Genomic DNA, 20,851 nt, shown 5'->3' with positions numbered 1-20,851 from the left:
TCATGGGCGTCTGGATCGACACCGACATGGGCTTCGACGACATTGCCGCCATTCTGGTGGTGGCACAGTCGGAATTCGAAATCGACGGCGTATCGTTGATCTTCGGCAATGCGCCGCTATCGCAGGTAAGGATGAATGCCGCCGGCGTCGCCGCTGCCTTCGGCTGGAACTTCCCCGTCCACACCGGCCGCGCCATGCCGGTTCTCGGCAAGCTCGAAACCGCGCAGGCGATCCTCGGCGCAACCGGCATTCCGACCATCGGCAGGAGCCTGCCGGAGGCATCGGCCCTGGCCGAAAGCGATGCTTTCGCAGCACTGTGCCGCTGGCTGGAAGGCGAGAGGCAGCACCGCATCCTGGCGCTCGGCCCGCTCACAAATATCGCCGCCGTGGCACTCGCCCGGCCCGATCTCGCCGCCCGTATCAGCGACCTCGTCTGGATGGGCGGCGGCGTCACATCGGGCAACCATACGGCGTCTGCCGAGTTCAACGCCCTCGCTGACCCCGAAGCTCTGTCGATCGTCATCGCCCATGGCTTGCCGCTGCGCATGGTCGATCTCGATCTATGCCGCAAGGTGCTGGCACGGCCGGAGGATGCCGAGCCGGTGCGCAATGCCGGCGGCGCCAATGCCGAGCTGATCGCCGATATGTTCTCCGGTTATGTCAGTATCGGCACCAGCCGCGGCCGCCCTGGAATGGCGATCTACGACCCTTGCGCCGCCGTCGCCTTCGTCGCCCCTGACATCGTCAGCTTCCGCCCCGCGCGCATCGACGTCGAGCTGCAGGGAGCCTTGACGCGTGGCCGCACCGTCGTCGAGACTCGCGCCACGCATGCGGCCTTCAATGCGCAATTCGCCGCCGATATCGATGCCGATAAGGCACGCGCGATCATTCTTGGCGCCCTGGTCAACGAGGCTCGCAAATGAACGCCCCCCCTCGCCAGGAACCCGCCGATCTCAACGAGCCCGCCCTGCGTGCGCGCGCCGTCGCCGCCGCGCGCGGCGACGCCCCCTTCGACATGCTGATTACCGGCGGCCGGCTGCTCGATGCGGTGACCGGCCTGATCCGGGACGCCGATATCGGCCTCGTCGGCGCGCTGATCGCCAGCGTCCATGCCCCGGCAAGCCGGAGCGATGCGGCCGAGATCATCGATGCGGCGGGCAGCATCGCAACACCCGGCTTGATCGACACGCACATGCATGTCGAAAGTTCGATGGTGACACCGGCCGAATATGCGAGCGCCGTGCTGCCGCGCGGCGTCACCACCATCGTCTGGGACCCGCATGAATTCGGCAACGTCCATGGTCTCGACGGCGTGCGCTGGGCTGTCGAGGCGGCGCGCTCACTGCCGCTGCGCATGATCCTGCTCGCCCCCTCCTGCGTGCCGTCGGCGCCGGGGCTTGAATTTGCCGGCGCCGATTTCGATGCCGCCGTCATTGCCGAAATGCTGCGTTCCTCCGCCGTCGGCGGCGTCGCCGAGGTCATGAACATGCGCGGTGTCATCGACGGCGATCCGCGCATGAGCACCATAATCAATGCCGGCCTTGCCGCCGGCAAACTCGTCTGCGGCCACGCCCGCGGCCTCGAGGGCGCCGATCTCAACGCCTTCATGGCAGCGGGCGTCACCTCCGACCACGAACTCACCTCCGGCGTCGACCTCGCCGCCAAACTTGCCGCCGGCCTGACGATCGAGCTGCGCGGCTCCCACGACCATCTGTTGCAGGAATTCGTTGCGGTGCTGAACGGTCTCGGCCACCTGCCCCCGACCGTGACGCTCTGCACCGACGACGTCTTTCCCGACGAACTCTGCCAAAGCGGCGGTCTCGACGATGTCATCCGCCGCCTGGTGCGCTACGGCATGAAGCCGGAATGGGCGCTCAGGGCCGCGACCTTCAACGCCGCTGAGCGGCTGAAGCGCTCCGATCTCGGCCTTATCGCCGCTGGCCGGCGCGCCGACATCGTGCTCTTCGAGGACCTCGAACAACTCAGGGCGCGGCTGGTCATCTCGAGCGGCCGCGTCGTCGCTCGCGACGGCGGCATGCAGATTGATATCAAGCAGCTCGATACGGCGCCGCTTGAAAATTCGGTGAAGCTCCCGCAATTCGCCGCGGATGATTTCCGCATCCCGTCGAGAGGCGAGCGCGTTCGCGTCGCCACGATCGACCGCCCGCGCTTCACGCAATGGGGCGAGGCGGAGACGGAGGTCAGGGACGGGTTCGTCGTGCCGCCGGCTGGCAGCGCCATGATCGCCGTCGCCCATCGCCACGGCAAGGCCGACGGCATCCCGCGCATCGGCTTCCTCACCGGCTGGGGCGAATGGCGCGGCGCCTTCTGCACCACCGTCTCGCATGACAGTCACAACCTCACCGTCTTCGGCGGCAATGCGCGCGACATGGCGCTCGCCGCCAACGCCGTCATATCGGCCGGCGGCGGCATGGCGGTCGCCAAAGACGGAAAGATCGAAGCGATCCTGCCGCTGCCGCTCTCCGGACTGGTGACCGGCGCATCGCTGAAGGACACCGCTTCGGCCTTCGCCGGCATCCGCAAAGCCATGGAAAAAATCGTCGACTGGAAACCGCCTTATCGCGTCTTCAAGGCCTGCTTCGGCGCAACGCTTGCCTGCAATGCCGGCCCGCACCAGACGGACCGCGGGATTGCCGATGTGGTGACGGGAAAGGTGATGGAAAGCCCGGTGCTGGAGGTTTTGTAGGGTCGGCAATGCGTGGGGGACTTCTGACGACGGACGTGCCGTGCGGCCCCCTCATCCGCCCTACGGGCACCAGCCTGGGCGAGACCCGTGGCTCGCCCAGGCTGGTGCCGGCAGGCGGATGAGGGGGCCGCAAACGCAGTTCCAGCTAAACCTCCAGCTCCCGCTCCACCAACGCCACCCAATAAGCGGCGCCATAAGCAAGCGCCTCATCATTGAAATCATAGGCGGTGTTGTGATGCAGCGCTCCGTCCACCGCCTGCCCGTTGCCGAGCCATACATAACAGCCCGGCGCCTTCTGGGCGAAAAATGCGAAGTCATCGCCCGCCGTCGACGGCGGAAAGCTTGTCCGCACTTTTTCACCAAAGACGGTACCGGCAGCAGTAAGCGCCCGGGCAGTCGCATCCGCGTCATTGATCACCGGCGGGATCCGCCGCTCGAAATGATAGTCGACTGATATGCCGTACATATCAGCAGTGCCGCGCGCCAGCCGTCCGATCTCGCGCTCCAGCTGATCGCGCACCTCGGGCGAATAGGCCCGCGCCGTCCCGCCGATCTCCACGATATCGGGAATGACGTTCAACGCCTTCGGATCGCCCGCCTGCAGGAAACAGGCGCTGACGACGGCCGGCTGCTGCGGATCGACCACCCGTCCGACGATCGTCTGCAGCGACGACAGGAAGGTGCCGGCTGCCGTGATCGGATCGCGGCCGAGATGCGGTTTGGCGCCGTGGGTGCCGATGCCGCGAAAGGTGATGCGCCAGCTGTCGGAAGAAGCAAGCTGCGGCCCCTCGACCACGGCGATCTCGTCGACCGATAGCCCCGGCATGTTGTGCAGCCCATAAACGGCATCACACGGGAAGCGCCGGAAGAGGCCCTCCTCCACCATGCGCTTCGCGCCGCCGCGGCCCTCTTCAGCCGGCTGGAAGATGAAATGCACCGTGCCGGAGAATCCTCGCGTCGCCGCCAGATGCCGCGCGGCACCGAGCAGCATCGTGGTATGGCCGTCATGGCCACAGGCATGCATCTTTCCCGGCACCGTCGATTTATAGGGGCGCTCCGCCATCTCAGGCATGGCGAGCGCATCCATATCTGCCCTGAGGCCGATCCGGCGGACGCCGTTGCCGACCTGCAGCGTGCCGACCACGCCGGTGCCGCCGAGGCCGCGGTGCACCGTGATGCCGGCCTCCTCGAGAAGTCTCGCGACGATGCCGGCAGTGCGCTCCTCCTCGAAACCCAGTTCGGGATGGGCATGCAGATCGCGGCGCAAGGATGTGAGAAACGGCAGATCGCCCTTGATCCGGGCAGGGATGCTCATCGGACAATGCTCCTGGGGCCTGGATATCCTGTCAAGCGAAACGGGCGCCCACCGGCGCCCGCGTCAGATCATCCTTTGTTCATCAAACAGCTCGCAAGTTCAACCATCAAGCCTCCTCGACAAACACCTCTTCGCGCTTCTTCTTGACGCTCGGCAGGAAGACGACAATCAGCACAGCGAGCGCGATCGCCAGAAGCGTGGCGCTGATCGGGCGGGTGACGAAGGTCATCGGATCGCCGCGCGACAGGATCATCGCCCGCCGCAGGTTCTCCTCGAGCAGCGGCCCGAGCACGAAACCGAGCAGCAGCGGTGCCGGCTCGCAGCGAAGCTTTGCCAGCACGTAGCCGATGAACCCGAAGAAGGCGACGGCATAGAGATCGTAGACGTTGGCGTTGACGCTGTAGACCCCGATCGAGCAGAAGGCCATGATGACCGGGAAAAGCACGTAATAGGGCACCGTCAACAGCTTCACCCAGAGCCCGATCAGCGGCAGGTTGAGGATGACGAGCATCAGGTTGCCGATCCACATCGAGGCGATGATGCCCCAGAACAGCGCCGGCTGCTCGGTGGCGACATTCGGTCCCGGCACGATCCCCTGAATGATCATCGCGCCGATCATCAGCGCCATGACGGGATTGGCCGGAATGCCGAGCGTCAGCAGCGGAATGAACGAGGTCTGCGCCCCGGCATTGTTGGCCGATTCCGGGCCTGCCACACCGGCGACGGCGCCCTTGCCGAATTCCTCCGGCGTCTTCGACAGGCGCTTCTCCACCGTATAGGAGGCGAAGGAGGCGAGGATCGCGCCGCCGCCGGGCAGAATGCCGAGCGCCGAGCCGATCGCCGTGCCGCGGAAGACAGGCGCGATCATCTCCTTGAATTCCTGGCGCGACGGCAAGAGGCCGGAGACCTTGGCCATCAGCACCGTGCGGGTCGATTCACCCTCGAGGTTGCGCAGGATTTCCGCCACCCCGAAGACGCCGACGGCAAGCGCCACGAAATTCAGCCCATCGGCATATTCGCGGATGCCGAGCGTGAAGCGCGGCGTGCCGGTGTAGATGTCGGTCCCGACCAGACCGAGCAGCAGCCCGAGCGCCACCATCGCCAAGGCTTTGACCACCGAACCATGCGCCAAAGCGATCGACGAGACGAGGCCAACGATCATCAGCGAGAAATATTCCGCCGAGCCGAATTGCAGCGCGATGGCGGTGAGCGGCGGCGCGAAAATCGCAACGAGGAAAGTCGAAACCGTGCCGGCGAAGAACGAACCGAGCGCGGCGATCGCCAGTGCTGCCCCCGCCCTGCCCTTGCGCGCCATCTGATAGCCGTCGATTGCGGTGACGGCGGAGGAAGACTCACCCGGCATGTTGATGAGGATCGCCGTCGTCGAGCCGCCATACTGGGCGCCGTAATAGATGCCGGCCAGCATGATGAGCGATGAGACCGGTTCGAGCTGGAAGGTAATCGGCAGAAGCATGGCGATCGTCGCCGTGGCGCCGATGCCGGGCAGCACCCCGATCAGCGTGCCGAGCAGCACGCCGATCAGGCAGAAGAGCAGATTGTCAAGAGTGCCGGCTGTCGCAAAACCAAGCGCGAGATTGCTGAAAAGATCCATCATCGCCTCCTAGAACCGGACCCAGGGGCCGAAGCGCTCGAACGGCAGGCCGAGCCCATAGCTGAAGACCGCCACCGAAAAAACCGTCAGCAGCAGCGAAAGAATGATCGCGAAGAACACGTTCATCTTTTGCGACGCGAAGCAGGCGATGAATGCGGTGAAGAACAGCGCCGGCGCAAATCCGAGGCCGCGCACCGTCAGCCCGAAGAAGACGGGCGCCGGCAGAATAAAGAACATACCGCGCCAGGCGAAGAGACCGATCGGCTCCCCCTCGACGCGCAGCGCCTGGATGAAGATGATCGCGCCGAGAAGCACGAGCACGCCGGCCAGCACCAGCGGAAAATAACCAGGCCCCATGCGCACTGCCGTGCCGAGGTCGAGCGAGAGCGACTGGATGGCGAAGAAAGCGCCGGTCGCGACGAAAAGCCCGCCGCAGATCGCATTGGTGGTATCGAAACTGATGGATTTCATGGTGTCTCCTGGAGTTGGAGATGGTTCACGTGATGCCATTGCTGCGGCGATTGCCCCTCATCCTCCTGCCGGCACCTTCTCCCCGCAAGCGGGGAGAAGGGGATATGCCGCTGGCCTCTCATCCATGCCGCTGTTGCGCGGGGCAAGTCCCTCTCCCCGCGCGCGGGGTTAGGGTGAGGGGCTCATCCGGCATGTCCTGGACGAGGACAAGTCTCAGTCGGCATATTCGCCGGCAGCCTCGATCACCGGCTTCCAGCGGGCGATCTCGCTTTCGAGCTTGGCCTTCAGCGCAGCCGGCGTCGCATCGGCGTCGGAGGAAGGCGCCGTGCCGAGTTCGGCGAAGCGGGCGCCGACATTCGGGTCCTTCAGTGCGACCTGCAGCGACTTCGACAGGCGTTCGTTGATCGCGGCCGGCGTGCCCTTCGGCGTGTAGATGCCGTGCCAGATCCCGACTTCGAAGCCCGGCAGGCCGGCTTCGACTGCCGTCGGAATGTCCTTCATCACGTCGAGGCGCTTCGGCGAGGTCACCGCATAGGCCTTGATCGTGCCGCCCTGGATCTGCTTGGTCGTGTTGGTCGTCTGGTCGCACATGACGTCGACCTGGCCGCCGAGCAGGTCGGTCATGGCAGGGCCGGTGCCCTTGTAGGGAACGGTGGTCAGCGGCGTCTGGATGGCGCTCATGAACATCATGCCGCAGAGATGCGAAGCCGCACCGATGCCGGCATTGGCGACCGTCACCTTGTCCTTGTTGGCCTTGATATAGTCGATCAGCCCCTTGAGGTCGGCCGGCTCCATGTCCTTGCGTGCGACGATCGTCATCGGCACTTCGGTGACGAGGCCGACATAATCGAAGGCGCCGAGCGTGTCATAGGCGAGCTTGCGGTAGAGCGTGGCGCTGGTCGCCATGCCGATATGGTGCAGCAGGATCGTGTAGCCGTCGGGATCGGCGCTCGCCACGCGGCCGGCGCCGAGCGTGCCGCCGGCGCCGCCGACATTTTCGACGACGATCTGCTGACCGAGATCCTTCGACATGGATTCGGCGACGAGGCGCGCGACGGTGTCTGTCGGGCCGCCGGCCGCAAAGGGCACGACCATGGTGATGGTGCGTTCGGGATAGGTCTGCGCCGAAGCGACGCCGGCGAGAAGAGAGACTGCGGCAGCCGCGGTCAGGCCGAGCATGGCCTTCAGAATTTTCATCGTTTCCTCCCTGATGAAACAAGCAAGCCCGCCGACACATCCTCCGCGCCGGGCATGACCTATTTGCCGCCGGGAAAAACCGGCCCGCAATCATTGCAGCCGCTTTCGAGACACGATTTTGCGATAGTGCGATGCAACATGGGTCGATTTGGAAACAAACGGCTTGTGCAATGGGTGGATTTCCACCCACCGCGAAGACCGGCGGCCGCCGAGAATTAGCCTTCGGTGGTCAGCATCCGCTTGTCGAGGCCGTATTTCTGCATCTTTTCGTAGAGGGTCTTCCTGGAAATGCCGAGTGTCTCATAGACCGGCTTGAGGCTGCCGCCATGCGCGACCAGCGCGCTGGCAATGACGCCCCGTTCGAATTCGGCGACGCGCTCCGCAAGCCCGGTCGCCTCCCCGGCCTGAGGCCCGCCGTCGTCGAGACCGAGAACCAGACGGTCGGCGGCATTCCTGAGTTCACGCACATTGCCCGGCCAGTCGCGCTGGGCGATATCGGAGATCACCTCGGGCGGCACGGCCGCCTCATCGCGGCCATAGCGGGCGGCCGCTTCCCGCACCAGCTGCAGAAAGAGCAGCGGAACATCCGCCCGGCGCTGCGACAACGACGGCACATGCAGCGTCGCAACGTTCAGCCGGTAGAACAGGTCGGCGCGGAAGCGCCCCGCCGCCACCTCCGCCTCCAGGTCCACCTTGCTCGTGGCGATAAAGCGCACGTCAAGCGCCACCGTCTCATTCGATCCCAACCGGGAAATCATCCGCTCCTGCAGCACCCGCAGGAACTTCGCCTGCAGGTCGAAGGGCATGGAGCCGATTTCGTCGAGCAGGATGGTGCCGCCGCGCCCATGTTCGAACTTTCCGTAGCGCGGCCTCACCGCGCCGGGAAAGGCGCCCACCTCATGGCCGAAGAGCTCGCTTTCGATCAGGTTGGCCGGCAGCGCCGCGCAATTGATCGCAATGAACGGCCGGCTCGCCCGGGCGCTGATATCGTGCAGCGCGCGCGCCACCACCTCCTTGCCGGCCCCCGTTTCCCCGACAATCAGCGTATCGGCATCGCTCGCCCCGATCGCCCGGATGCGGTAGCGCAGATCCACCATGACCTGCGTGCGTCCCGGCAGCCGCGCCTCGATATCGTCGCGCTTGCCGGCGACCGCTTTCAGCAGCCGGTTTTCGAGCACGAGGCCGCGCCGCTCCACCGCCCGGCGGATGACACCGGCAAGCATCTCCGGCGTGAACGGCTTCTCGATGAAATCATAAGCGCCCTCACGCATCGCCTTCACCGCAAGCTGAACGTCGCCGTGGCCGGTGACGAGAATGACCGGCACTTCAGGGTCGAGCTCGCGGATTTTCTGCATCAGCGTCATGCCGTCCATGCCGGGCATGCGGATATCGCTGACGACGACGCCGGGAAAACTGTAGCCGATCAATTCCAGCACATGATCGCCGTTCGAAAAGGTCTCGACGCTGAAGCCGGAAAGTTCCAGCGCCTGCGCCGTCGAGCGGCGCAACTCCTCCTCGTCGTCGACCAGCAGGATCTTCGCATCGTTCATTCCGCGGCCTCCGGCATCAGCCCTGCTGCCGATTGCAGCTCGATACGGAACACCGCGCCCCCCTCCGGATGATTGACCGCGGAAAGGCTGCCGCCGAAATCCTTGATGATATTGTAGGAGATCGACAGCCCGAGACCGAGCCCCTTGCCGACACCCTTGGTCGTGAAGAAGGGATCGAAAATACGCTCGGCGATCGCCGCCGGCACGCCCGGCCCATGGTCCCGCACCGTCAACACCACCTTGCCGGCCTCCTCGAAGGCCGAAACCTCGATGCGTCTGTCATCAAGCCCTTCCACGGCATCGGCCGCATTGGAAATCACATTCACCAGCACCTGCTGCAGACGCACGGAACCGGCACGAACCACCGGCGGCCGGGTCCCCAGATCAAGCCGGAGCTCGGCATCGGCCGCCTTCAGCCGCCAGGCGATGATCTCGAGCGTGTCATGCATCGCCTCGTCGAGAGACACCGAGCCGAGTTTCTCGTTCGGTTTGCGGGCGAAATTGCGCAGATGCCGGCTGATCGCAGCCATGCGGTCGATCAGCCCGCCGATCCGCCTTATATTGTCCCGCGCTTCCTCCGTCCGGCCGCGATCGATGAGAACGGAGGCACTGTCCGTATAGGTCTTGGCGGCAGCGAGCGGCTGGTTGAACTCGTGCGAAAGTGCAGCCGACATCTGCCCGAGACCGGCGAGCTTCCCGGCCTGGATAAGATCGGCTTGGGTCTGGCGAAGCTGCTGCTCGGTCAGCCGCCGCTCTGATATTTCCTCCTCGATGCGGCTGTTGACGCGGGCAAGATCGGCCGTGCGCTCCTCGACGCGCCGCTCCAGCTCGTTGCGAGCCTCCGTCTGCAGCTGCATGCGCTCGGCAAGCCGCGCCCGCCGCTGGCGTAGAACCGCGACCGCGAGCCCGGCAATGCAGAGGATGAGAAAGACGGCCGCAAGCGCCGTGCGCGCCTGGGTGCGGATGGAACTCGTTTCCATCAGCACGTTCACCGTCCAGTCTTCGGCCGGCATGTAGTGCGAGAGAACCAGATATTCGCTCGATCCGCGCTCGCCGGCGAGCGTCATCAGCTCGTGCGGCTCGAAGCGCTGGCGCGTCACCGGCAGCGCTGTCAGCCTGGCATTGGCATAACGCCGCGACGCTTCCGTGCGGGCGATGCGGTCGGCCGTCAGCGGCAGGATTGCGCCGTAGAGCCATTCCGGGCTGCCGGACATGAAGATGATGCCCTCAGGATCGGAGACGAAGATCTTATATTCGCCGCCGCCCCAGGAAGATTCGATCATGTCGATATCGACCTTGAAGACGATGACGCCGCGAATATCCGCGCCGATGCGGATCGGCGCGGCAAAATAATAGCCGCGCTTCAGCGAGGTGGTGCCGAGCGCATAGAACCGCGCCTGCCGGCCTTCGATCGCGTCCTGGAAATAGGGCCGGTAGCTGAAATTCTGCCCGACGAAGCTTCCAGGTCCATCGTAATTGCTGGCCGCGATCGTCTCTCCATCAGGCTTGACCACATAAATGTCGGAGGATTTCAGCAGCCCGTTGATCTCCCTGAGATAGAGATTGGCCGCGTCGCGCAGTGCTGCATCGTCGGGTGCGCTCACCAGTTCCTTGATGTCGTCGTGATCTGCGATCAGCGCCGGCAGCGCCTCGTAGCGGTTGAGGTGACCGCTGAGCGCCGAGACGGCAAGGCGCAGCGCCGTTCCGGCCTGCGCCGAGGCCTCTCCCATATAGGCGCGCGTCGCGATCGCGCTTCCATAGGTGAAGAAGGCGAAAATGATCAGCGGCACCACCAGCAACGCCACTATAGCACGATATCTCGAAGACAGATCCGGCTCCTCCCCTTTCCGCCCCCACTCCCCAGCGAGGCATACCCGACAGTTCAAGTTTAATGACGCCGACAAGGATTTCCAAGGGCCTGCCAAAACTTGACACCCGGAGACGCGAATGCCCTATTGCGGCATCGTAAGGAGGCTCCGCTCATGAGCGACGACCAGACGCCGGCCGACAGCAAGCTCACCAGTTCCAAGCGCCGCTGGGCGGCCGAGGGCAAGTTCCTGACCGGCCGTATCGGCCGCCCTGAATCCGAGCGCCTGCCGCCCGGCCAGCATCTCGTCAAAAACTGGCCGGTGCTCGATCTCGGCCAGCAGCCCGTCATCTCCACCGATACCTGGCGTCTCGAAGTGCGCGGCCTCGTCGAAACGCCGCTCACCCTCACCTGGGCCGACTTCCAGGCGATCGAGCAGAGCACCAAGGTCAGCGATATCCACTGCGTCACCACCTGGTCGCGCTACGACAACAAATGGAAGGGCGTTTCCACGCGCGATCTGCTCGATCTCGCCATGCCGAAGCCGCAAGCCGGTTATATCATGCTGACGAGTTACGACGGCTATACCACCAATCTGCCGCTTGCCGATTTCGCCGCCGAGGACGCGATCCTTGCGACATCATGGGAGGGCCTGCCGCTGACGCCGGACCACGGCGGCCCGATGCGCCTCGTCGTCCCGCATCTTTATTTCTGGAAAAGCGCCAAATGGCTGCGCCGCATCGAGCTGATGCCGGGTGACGAAGCCGGCTTCTGGGAAAAGAACGGCTACCATATGTATGGCGATCCCTGGCGCGAGCAGCGCTATTCCGACGATTGAGCCTTCGGCTGCAAGACGCGTCTAAGCGCAAGGACGGCAAGACCGAACAGGGCAGCAACTCCCGTCAGCGACGCCATGCTGGCGGCATGAAACGGCACTTTGCTCCAGCGTGGCTTGACAACATCGGCGGTGTTGAAGGCCTCGCCGCTGAACCGGCAGGTGATGAGCGCCAGGCTGCGCCGCACCATGTCGGCATCGACCGCGGAAATGATTTCATCAGCCGCAACGGCCTCCCGCGGCATCTCGCGCATCGAAAGTAAGACCGCCTTGGTCGCCGCCAGATAGGCATGGGCGCATTCGTTGAACGGGCTCAGCTCGTCGCTCACGCTGCCTGGCATCCGCCCCCAGAGACAGTAGGAATACTGGATTTCGGCATAGTTCAGAATGCGCCGGAACGGCTCGTTCGTATCGACTGCGCGGGACGCCAGGCCGATAATCCGGCTGCGATAGTCCGAAATCACCGCCATCTCACCATGCGAAATTTCAGGAATATCGAGGCCGGCATGGCTGCCGCCGGCGCTGGGGCTATGAGCAAGGGCGTTTTCAGCAGGCACACAAAAGAAAGCTGCGGCAGCAAACGCCATCGACAGGAGGAATATGGTTCTGCTGCTTTTCATAGTCGCCCGAAAACCTAAGGGCGCCGGCAAGACGGCGCCCTCGATGTGTTCAGTGAAAGGCCGTTGCCGCCCGGCTCCGTTGCCCGCCCTTCAAGGCAAGCCGCTTTTCCGCCAGCGCTCCGAACCCAAGCCCGAGCGCTGCCCAGAGGATCACATGCATGCCGAGCGAGGTCGTGCGGAAACGCCAGAGCACCATCGCCGAGAAGTTCTCCGGCACTTCATTCATCGGCGGCAGCAGATAGAGCACGAGGCCGACGAAGACGAGGTAAGCGATGCCGGCGATGATCGCGCCGTTCCAGAGGCCGAAACGCTCGGAGAGGCGGCGCGACAGCGCCACCGCGGCAATCAGGGCGGCGATCGAGACGACGATCATCAGGAAGAACAGCTCGGTCCTGACGCCGATCGTGTCGGGATTGCCGACCGCCGGCGGGTTGGCCGGATATTTGATGCCGGGAACGAGCACGATTGCCACGAAGGCGAAAAGCGCAATGACCGCCGAGGTGCCGCGCGCCGAAAGGCTGCTGACGCGGCCGTGCACGAAAGCAAAGGCGAGCGCGAAAAGCCCGCCGACGGCAATGCTGTAGGCCATGACGCCGGTGAAAAGGCCAAGGCCGGCCTGGGTGGCCCGGCTGACGATTTCAGGTTCGGAAGCTTCGCCGGCCGCCTGGGCGCTCGCCTCCTCGAAGGCGATCGCCGCATCGACCAGCGGCTCGCCGAAGATATGGGCGAAAGCAAAAACCAGGATGCCAGCGATCAGCCCCGCGAGCATGCCGCGAAGGAGAAGGTTTCCAACCATGTCAATATCTCCCTAGTGGCAGGGAAAGCCGAGGAGATGACGGCCGTCATGCACGAATTCGTGCACATACATGCCGTTGAACAGCGCCATCGCGCCTTCCTCGGTGCCGACGAAATAAATAGCGATCAGCATCAGCAGGCCGCCGAAGATCGCCCAGGGCAGGATCTCTCCTACCGGGATCGGCGCCGGTGCCGCGACGGGCGCGAAAGTGGTGTCAGACATGTATTCCTCCGGAATGACGCGTTCAGTCGAAAGAGTGCTTGTGCGGTAAGGTCTGACTTCCAGCGCGAAGAAGCTTCGACACGCTGGTCACAGTGGCGCGACCGCGCCGGATTTCCACCGGCTTCCAAACCCGCAACAGCCCGGTTATACCTGCACGCCGAAGAGCCTGTCAACGAAACTTCATGAAGCGGCGATGGGCTATTCCCATCGCTATCCGGAGATCGGAACGACCGTGAACACGCGCCTTACCTGGATCTGCCACGGCGCGACGGCGGCAAGCCGCAAGGGCCTGTTCCCGCTCGACGAACCGCTGGAAGACAAGGCCGCGGAAGAAGCGGCCGGGATGGCCGCCCTGCCTCGCGCCGACCGTATTGCCACCAGCCCGGCTTTGCGCGCCCGCCAGACTGCCGAGGCGCTCGGCCTTCAAGCCCGGACAGACCCGGAGCTTCGCGACTGCGATCATGGCCGCTGGGCCGGCAAGTCGATCGCGGCGATCGAGGCCGAGGAGCCGGAGAACCTCATGGCCTGGATGAGCGATCCGGAAGCGGTCCCGCACGGAGGCGAGAGCCTTCTCGATCTTGGAACACGCGTCGCCGGCTGGATGGACAATGAATCCGCCCTCGGCGGCCATGTGATCGCCATCAGCCATGCGGCTGTCATTCGGGCAGCGGTTGCCCATGTGCTTCGAGCACCGCCGCCCTCCTTCTGGCTCGTCGATATCGAGCCGCTCGGCATTGTTCGCATGACCAGCAACGGGCGGCGCTGGTCGCTGCGTTTTCAGCATTGACGCATGTCGCCCGGAAGTGTGCCGCGGTTCCGGGATAACGACATGCATAAAAACAAAGAGCTAAAGCGCGTCGCATGAAACCCGTTTAATGCGACGCGCATTAGCCATCCCTCATCTTATCCAGCCTTACACAAGCAAATCGCGTCATCTCTGTTGAACCCGGCTTCACCGGGACTACTTCCTTATCCCAAGGAGATGGAAGACATGACATATGATTGGAGTGGGGAGCGCACGCGTCGCCTGCGTTTCGTGCGCGTCGCCACAATCACGGTTCTGGTCGGTCTCGTCGTCAGCGTCCCGCTGCTGATCGTCACCGCCTGAAGCACGAGAAAGGGCGAGCATGCGACAGCACGCTCGCCTTCGTGCTTTTCCGCCCCCTTTCACGAGAAGCGCGATCGTCTCTCGACGGTGCAGCAACAGGCTGCGGTCTCTAACAATTCGCCTTCTGGTTTCAACGAACATTTCAGACTTTCATGATAGTCCGGCATAGGGTGGAGATGGAGAAGGCCATATGCCGGTGTTTTTCCAGAGCAGAGCCGGAAGGCAATGCGTGTCGATCGTCGGGCTTGGGATAACTCTCTGGCTCCTCGGCGCGCTTCTGCAGCTCGACGACAGCCTTGTCTTCTTCATGACCGGTTTCGGCGAATATGGCGCCGACAAACTCGTTCTGGCGCTCGGCATCGCCGGCGCCATGAGCTTCATCTATTCGGTGCTGCGCATCGCCGACCTGCGCAAGGAAACGGAACTGCGCGCCGCCGCTCAGGCGAAGGCCGATTGGACGGCCACCCACGACCATCTGACCAAGCTGCCGAACCGCTACGCCTTCGAGCGCAAGATCCTCTCACGGCCGGTCAAGGACGATGAGGACCAGATCGAGGAATGGGACCGCAACGTCACGCTCTTCTCGGTCGACCTCGACGGCTTCAAGAAAGTCAATGACCTCGTCGGCCACAAGGGCGGCGACATCCTGCTGATCGAGGTTGCCAGACGGATCTGCGCGCTCGGCAATGCCGATTGCGTCTATCGCTTCGGCGGCGACGAATTCATCATCGTCGCCTTTGCCCTGACGGCACAGCGCGAGGAGCGTTTTGCCAGGCTGCTGATCCAGGCCGTCACCCGGCCGATTCACATCGACGGCTTTGCCGTCGAAGTCGGCGCCAGCGTCGGCTACGACCGTTGGGCCGAGGGAGCCGAACCGCTGGAAGATGCCGCGCATCGCGCCGACCTCGCCATGTACGAGGCGAAATCACGCGGTCCCAACCATTATCTGGTTTTCGAACCGGCCATGCAGGACAAGGTCACGGAACGTGCCGCGCTGGAAACCAGGCTGCGCGCCGCAATCGCCAACAAGGCGATCAAACCCTTCTATCAGCCGCTGATCGACCTGAAGACCGGTCAGCTCTGCGGCTTCGAGGCCCTGGCGCGCTGGATCGGCGAAGACGGCGTCAATATTCCACCGCCTGTTTTCATCGATATCGCCGAGGAAAACGGGATGATCACCGCATTGTTCGAGGATCTTCTCGCCCAGGCCTGCAGTGACGCACTCACCTGGCCTGATCATGTGATGCTGTCCTTCAACGTGTCGCCGGTGCAGATGGAAGACAGGCTGCTGACGTCGCGCATTCTGAAGGTCCTTTCGGCAAGCCGGCTGCCGCCGCAGCGCCTGGAGGTGGAGATCACCGAAAACGCGCTGATCCAGGATCCCGCCATCGCCGCCGTCATCCTTGATGAACTCCACGCGGCCGGCATCCAGATCGCGCTCGACGATTTCGGCACGGGCTATTCGAGTCTGGCCCAGCTCGCCCGTTATCGTTTCGACAAGATCAAGATCGACAAAAGCTTCATCGCCACCTATCGCGGCGACGAACGCCAGGAAAAGATCGTCCGCGCCATGCTCGGACTGGGCAGGAGCCTCAACATAAAGACGACCGCCGAAGGCGTCGAGGAGCACGGCCAACTCGCCTTCCTGCTGCAGCTCGGCTGCGACATCGGCCAGGGCTATCTTTTCGGCAAGGCGATGCCCGCCGCCGAGGCGGGCATCTTCATCCGCGATCGTAATGCCAGCCTGGCCTCAACGGCCTGACGATACAGCTAAAAAAACCGGCGTTGATGAGGAAGAGTAGGAATGTAATCGAGGCCGCAATTGCGCCTTCCAGCCCCGGCAGATCGATGATGACGTGGGCTGTGCATCGACAAAGCATGTGAAGGGCGGATAAACGCCTTTCCGTCCGCAGCCTCCGCACTAAGTTCGGCCAAAATACCGACTATGCGGAGTCTCTGAAGACATGTCATCGACCGACCTGCTCCTGACCTTCAACGCCGGCTCCTCGACCGTCAAGATCGGTATCTTCGCGATGGATGGCGAGAAGGCGCGGCGCATCGGCAAAGGCGTGATCGATTTCCGCGCCGAACCGCTCTCGCTCGGCCTTGTCAAGGGATCGCTGACATTCGACGTGCCGTTGAGAGCCGAGGCAACGAAAGACCTGCACGACATCATCGATGAGACCTTCGCGCTTCTTGCCGATCATTTCGACGTTGCCGCCACCCGCGCCGCCGGCCACCGCGTCGTCCATGGCGGCGACCGTTTCACCAGGGCGATCGCCCTCGACGACGCCGCAATCGATGCCGTCGATGCACTGACACCGCTGGCACCCCTGCATCAACCGCAGGCGCTGCGCTTCATCCGTGCGCTCCGGCATCTGAAACCGCATCTTGCCCAGACGGCCTCCTTCGACACCGCCTTCCATGCCACGCAGGACGATCTCGTTCGCCGCTTCGCCATCCCCCGTGCGCTGCACGACGAAGGCATCAAGCGTTACGGCTTCCATGGCCTGTCCTATAAATTCATCGCCGGCGAACTAACCCGCAAGGCGCCGGGCGCGGCGAAGGCGGTGGTCGCCCATCTCGGCAGCGGCGCCAGCCTCTGTGCGCTGGATCATGGCGTCGGCCGCGATTGCAGCATGGGCTTTTCGACCCTCGACGGCATCCCGATGGCGACGCGCCCGGGCGCACTCGATCCCGGCGTCATTCTGCATCTGGCCGGTCAGCGAAACCAATCCTTCGAAGAAATCGAAGACCTGCTCTATCACCGCTCCGGCCTGCTCGGCATCTCAGGCATCAGCGCCGATACCCGCGATCTGTTGAGGGACGGCCGGCCGGAGGCGCGCCAGGCGATCGACCTCTTCATGCTGCGTATCGCCGGCGAAACCGGCCGCATGGCTATGACGCTCAGCGGCCTTGACGCCATCGTCTTCACCGCCGGCATCGGCGAGCATCAGCCGGAGATTCGCGCCGGCGTGGCGAAGCGGCTCTCCTGGCTCGGCCTTGCGATCGACGAAAAGGCCAATACCGCCAATGCGTTCACGATCAGCACGGGGGAAAGCCGTATCGCCGCCCATGTCATCGCCACCGACGAGGAGCAGGTCATCGCCGATGAGGCGCTGTCCATACTCGGCACTGGCTGATCCAGATCAACGGCAGGCCCGGCGCCGGCCGGTAGAATTGACGTTGAACAGGTTTTCGAACGGAAGAAATCCATGGAAAAGCATGTCTCGACCACCGCTTTGACCGACGCCGAACTCACCCTGACCGACCGCTACTGGCGGGCCGCCAACTATCTCTCGGTCGGGCAGATCTACCTGCTCGCCAATCCGCTGCTGCGCGAGCCGCTGAAACCGGAACACATCAAGCCCCGCCTGCTCGGCCACTGGGGCACGACACCAGGCCTCAACTTCATCTATGCACATCTGAACCGCATGATCCGCGCCCGCAACCTCGACGTCATCTATATATGCGGCCCCGGCCACGGCGGCCCGGGCATGGTCGCCAATACCTATCTTGAAGGCAGCTACAGCGAGATCTATCCCGACATTTCCGAGGATGCCGAAGGCATGCGCAAGCTCTTCCGGCAATTCTCCTTCCCCGGCGGCATCCCGAGCCATGCAGCGCCCGAAACACCCGGTTCCATCCACGAGGGCGGTGAACTCGGCTACGCCCTCGTTCATGCCTATGGCGCCGCTTTCGACAATCCCGATCTGATCGTCGCCTGCGTCGTCGGCGACGGCGAGGCCGAGACCGGGCCGCTGGCCGCGAGTTGGCATTCCAACAAATTCCTCAATCCCGCTCGTGACGGCGCCGTGCTGCCGATCCTGCATCTGAACGGCTACAAGATCGCCAACCCGACCATTCTCGGCCGGACCGATGGCGATGATCTCCGCCGTCTCTTCGAAGGCTACGGCTACCAGCCCTTCTTCGTCGAGGGCCATGAACCGGGCGACATGCATCAGCAGATGGCCGCGACGCTGGAGCAGGTCTTCGACCGCATTCGCGAGATTCAGAGGCAGGCTCGTAACGGCAACGCTCTGGACGGCTGCCCACGCTGGCCGATGATCGTGCTGCGCAGCCCCAAGGGCTGGACCGGCCCGAAGGAGGTCGACGGCAAGAAGGTGGAAGGCTTCTGGCGCGCCCACCAGGTGCCGGTTTCCAACTGCCGCGAGAATGAGGGCCATCGCAAGATCCTCGAAGACTGGATGCGCAGCTATGATCCGGAAGATCTGTTCGGCGCCGATGGCCGGTTGAAACCGGAGCTCCGGGCGCTGGCACCCGCCGGCAAACGCCGCATGGGCGCCAATCCGCACGCCAATGGCGGCTTGCTGCGCAAGGAATTGGTCGTTCCCGATATCCGGGACTACGCCGTTAATATCGGCAAGCGCGGCAGCGCCATGGTCCAGTCGACGGAAATCCTCGGCCGCTACCTGCGCGACACGATGAAGCGCAACGCGGAGACCGCCAACTTCCGGATCTTCGGCCCCGACGAGACGGAATCGAACCGTCTCGGCAGCGTCTTCGAGGTCACCGACCGTGTCTGGATGGAGGATATCGAGCCCTATGATATCCACCTCTCGCGCGACGGACGCGTCATGGAAGTGCTCTCCGAACATCTCTGCCAGGGCTGGCTGGAAGGCTACCTCCTGACCGGCCGCCACGGTCTCTTCTCCTGCTATGAGGCCTTCATCCACATCATCGATTCCATGTTCAACCAGCACGCCAAATGGCTGAAGGTGACGCGCGAGCTCGAATGGCGAAAGCCGATCTCATCGCTGAACTATCTGCTGACCTCGCATGTCTGGCGCCAGGACCATAACGGCTTCAGCCATCAGGACCCCGGTTTTGTCGATCTCGTCGCCAACAAGAAGGCCGATATCGTCCGCATCTACCTGCCGCCGGATGCCAATACCCTGCTCTGGGTCGGCGATCATTGCCTGCGCACCTATGACCGCATCAACGTCATCGTCGCCGGCAAGCAGCCGGAGCCGCAATGGCTGTCGATGGACGAGGCGGTAAAACACTGCGAAGCCGGGATCGGCATCTGGCACTGGGCGAGCAACGAGGAAGACACGATCTCACCCGATCTCGTCATGGCCTGCGCCGGCGACGTGCCGACCATGGAGACGCTCGCCGCCGTCGATTTCTTACGCAAGGCCATCCCCGAGCTGAAGATCCGCACCGTCAACGTCGTCGACCTGCTGGCGCTGCAATCCAGCGACCAGCATCCGCACGGCCTTTCCGACGAGGCCTTCGACGCGATCTTCACATCGGATAAGCCGGTCATTTTCGCCTATCACGGCTATCCCTATCTCATCCACCGCCTGACCTATAAGCGCACCAACCACGAAAACATCCATGTCCGCGGCTTCATCGAGGAGGGAACGACGACGACGCCCTTCGACATGACCGTCCTCAACGAACTCGACCGCTTCCATCTCGCCATCGAAGCCATCGAGCGCGTCCCGGGCCTGAAGGAAAAGGCAGGTGAAGCCCTCGCCGCCCTCCGCGGCAAGCTTGCCGAGCATCACGACTATGTCAGGGAACACGGCGAGGACATGCCGGAGGTGCGCGACTGGAGGTGGCCGGCGGCGTGATGGATTGGAGACTTGCTACACACCCTTGAGCCGGCTCTTCTCCTTCATGCGCCAGACCCGCGGTGTTTCTCCCGTATATTTGAGGAAGAAGCGCGAGAAGTAGGCGGGATCGGCAAAGCCGAGCCGAAAGCCGATTTCCTGAACGCTGCCGAGCGTAAAGACCAGCTGACGCTTCGCCTCCTCGACAAGCTTGCCGGCGATCAGTTCATGCGGCGTGCTGCCGGTCATCGACCGGACGATCCGGGTGAGATGCGTCGGCGAAAGCCCGAGCTCCCTGGCATAGAAGGATGCGGGCTTATGGGATCGAAAATGCTGCTGAATGAGTTCGCCCAGCATCTCCATCCGTCGCTCGTTTTCGTTTGACGAAAGCTCCCGCGCATTCCCCGCATGGGAAATCCGCGCCGTCAGCCGCAGCGCCAGGGCGACGTAGGCTGCCAAGACCTCGTTGCGGCCACTGCGGCGGTTTTCGAATTCGTCGCCCAGCCGCCGCAGCGTCTGCATCACATGGGCAGCCTCGGCATGATCGGGATCGAGCGGCGTCAGATGCGGCGTCGCCAGCCATTCGCCGAGATGGCTCCGCTCGCCGGGCGGATGGCTGAGATGGGACCGCAATATGGTGATGACGAGACCGTCGATATCGCGTGAGAAACGAAAGCCGTGATTGAGCCCGGGCGGAACCGTAATGACCGCCGGCGGCCGGATGGCATAGCTCTTCTCGCCGAAGATTGCATCGCCCGAACCGGCTTCGATGTACAATATCTGAAAGAAGCTCTCGTGACGGTGGAGGCGGATTTCCCATTGATGCAGGCTGCTGCGGGAGCGAATTGTTTCGCAATGCAACCAGAATTCCGGCGATCGCCCGATGTTTTCGCCGTAGAGCTCGTAGGTCGGTATGTGCCTGCTCATCGGCTCCCTCCCGCGCCAATGTTCGATTAGTGCAATTTTTAGGCTGGAATGTCCATTGTGGCGATCCGGCCGGCGCGGCAGAATCTGACAAAACGCAAAAATGTC

The 20,851-nt window shown here is 63.6% G+C and carries 17 protein-coding genes and 1 riboswitch; of the genes, 7 read left to right on the top strand and 10 right to left on the bottom strand.

Translation table 11 applies throughout. The annotated features are described in order from the left end of the window. Positions 1–2 precede the first annotated feature (2 nt). The gene (locus QMO80_RS17295) at positions 3–923 is read left to right on the top strand and encodes a nucleoside hydrolase (protein ID WP_283197623.1); all 921 of its coding nucleotides are present in this window, start codon (positions 3–5) and stop codon (positions 921–923) included. Continuing rightward, positions 920–2,707, top strand: a complete 1,788-nt coding sequence (locus tag QMO80_RS17290) for an adenine deaminase (protein ID WP_283197622.1) — start codon at positions 920–922, stop codon at positions 2,705–2,707. Before QMO80_RS17295 ends, QMO80_RS17290 begins: the two co-directional genes overlap by 4 nt. 145 nt (positions 2,708–2,852) lie before the next feature. On the opposite strand, the gene QMO80_RS17285 is transcribed toward QMO80_RS17290, so the two are convergent. From QMO80_RS17285 to QMO80_RS17260, 6 genes are all read right to left on the bottom strand, one after another. Then, a complete protein-coding gene (locus QMO80_RS17285; RefSeq protein ID WP_283197621.1) occupies positions 2,853–4,022 on the bottom strand; it encodes a M20 aminoacylase family protein in 1,170 nt (389 codons plus the stop codon). Between the two features lie 106 nt (positions 4,023–4,128). Continuing rightward, positions 4,129–5,634 carry a tripartite tricarboxylate transporter permease gene (locus QMO80_RS17280; protein ID WP_283200213.1) on the bottom strand — a complete coding sequence of 502 codons (1,506 nt, stop codon included), beginning with the start codon at positions 5,632–5,634 and terminating at the stop codon, positions 4,129–4,131. A 9-nt stretch (positions 5,635–5,643) separates the two neighbouring features. Then, positions 5,644–6,105, bottom strand: coding sequence for a tripartite tricarboxylate transporter TctB family protein (locus QMO80_RS17275; protein ID WP_283197620.1), 462 nt, complete (start codon positions 6,103–6,105; stop codon positions 5,644–5,646). Positions 6,106–6,318: 213 nt separating this feature from the next. Further along, entirely contained in the window at positions 6,319–7,302 is a 984-nt protein-coding gene (locus QMO80_RS17270) for a tripartite tricarboxylate transporter substrate-binding protein (RefSeq protein ID WP_283197619.1), read from the bottom strand. A 215-nt stretch (positions 7,303–7,517) separates the two neighbouring features. Continuing rightward, complete coding sequence (locus QMO80_RS17265; protein WP_283197618.1) at positions 7,518–8,852, bottom strand: sigma-54 dependent transcriptional regulator; 1,335 nt, start codon at positions 8,850–8,852, stop codon at positions 7,518–7,520. Continuing rightward, positions 8,849–10,657, bottom strand: coding sequence for an ATP-binding protein (locus tag QMO80_RS17260; RefSeq protein WP_369685917.1), 1,809 nt, complete (start codon positions 10,655–10,657; stop codon positions 8,849–8,851). Before QMO80_RS17260 ends, QMO80_RS17265 begins: the two co-directional genes overlap by 4 nt. Positions 10,658–10,834: 177 nt before the next feature. Between QMO80_RS17260 and QMO80_RS17255 the strand changes: the two genes are divergently transcribed. Next, complete coding sequence (locus QMO80_RS17255) at positions 10,835–11,497, top strand: sulfite oxidase-like oxidoreductase (protein ID WP_283197617.1); 663 nt, start codon at positions 10,835–10,837, stop codon at positions 11,495–11,497. Here the strand turns inward: QMO80_RS17255 and QMO80_RS17250 are convergent. From QMO80_RS17250 to QMO80_RS17240, 3 genes are read right to left on the bottom strand one after another with little or no spacing between them, the layout of a single operon-like run. Next, positions 11,482–12,114, bottom strand: coding sequence for a hypothetical protein (locus QMO80_RS17250; RefSeq protein ID WP_283197616.1), 633 nt, complete (start codon positions 12,112–12,114; stop codon positions 11,482–11,484). The genes QMO80_RS17255 and QMO80_RS17250 overlap by 16 nt on opposite strands. Before the next feature lie 49 nt (positions 12,115–12,163). Further along, on the bottom strand, positions 12,164–12,910 hold the full coding sequence (locus QMO80_RS17245; RefSeq protein WP_283197615.1) for a CbtA family protein: 747 nt from the start codon (positions 12,908–12,910) through the stop codon (positions 12,164–12,166). A 12-nt stretch (positions 12,911–12,922) separates the two neighbouring features. Continuing rightward, entirely contained in the window at positions 12,923–13,132 is a 210-nt protein-coding gene (locus QMO80_RS17240; RefSeq protein WP_065692515.1) for a CbtB domain-containing protein, read from the bottom strand. A gap of 50 nt (positions 13,133–13,182) precedes the next feature. Then, positions 13,183–13,258: riboswitch (cobalamin riboswitch) on the bottom strand. Positions 13,259–13,364: 106 nt separating this feature from the next. On the opposite strand from QMO80_RS17240, the gene QMO80_RS17235 reads away from it, so the two are divergent. From QMO80_RS17235 to QMO80_RS17220, 4 genes are all read left to right on the top strand, one after another. Beyond that, complete coding sequence (locus QMO80_RS17235) at positions 13,365–13,919, top strand: histidine phosphatase family protein (RefSeq protein WP_283200211.1); 555 nt, start codon at positions 13,365–13,367, stop codon at positions 13,917–13,919. A gap of 511 nt (positions 13,920–14,430) precedes the next feature. After that, entirely contained in the window at positions 14,431–16,002 is a 1,572-nt protein-coding gene (locus QMO80_RS17230) for a bifunctional diguanylate cyclase/phosphodiesterase (protein WP_283197614.1), read from the top strand. A 202-nt stretch (positions 16,003–16,204) separates the two neighbouring features. Further along, a complete protein-coding gene (locus tag QMO80_RS17225) occupies positions 16,205–17,383 on the top strand; it encodes an acetate/propionate family kinase (protein WP_283197613.1) in 1,179 nt (392 codons plus the stop codon). A 72-nt stretch (positions 17,384–17,455) separates the two neighbouring features. Next, the gene (locus QMO80_RS17220; RefSeq protein ID WP_283197612.1) at positions 17,456–19,840 is read left to right on the top strand and encodes a phosphoketolase; all 2,385 of its coding nucleotides are present in this window, start codon (positions 17,456–17,458) and stop codon (positions 19,838–19,840) included. Positions 19,841–19,855: 15 nt separating this feature from the next. Here QMO80_RS17220 and QMO80_RS17215 read toward each other — a convergent pair whose 3' ends face one another. Next, positions 19,856–20,746 (bottom strand): helix-turn-helix domain-containing protein, encoded by an 891-nt coding sequence (locus QMO80_RS17215; protein WP_283197611.1) that lies wholly within the window; start codon positions 20,744–20,746, stop codon positions 19,856–19,858. Between the last annotated feature and the right edge of the window lie 105 nt (positions 20,747–20,851).

It is taken from the genome of Rhizobium sp. BT03 (assembly GCF_030053155.1).
In the GTDB taxonomy this organism is placed as follows: Bacteria; Pseudomonadota; Alphaproteobacteria; order Rhizobiales; family Rhizobiaceae; genus Rhizobium.
This window is presented reverse-complemented; position numbering and strand designations above follow the sequence as displayed.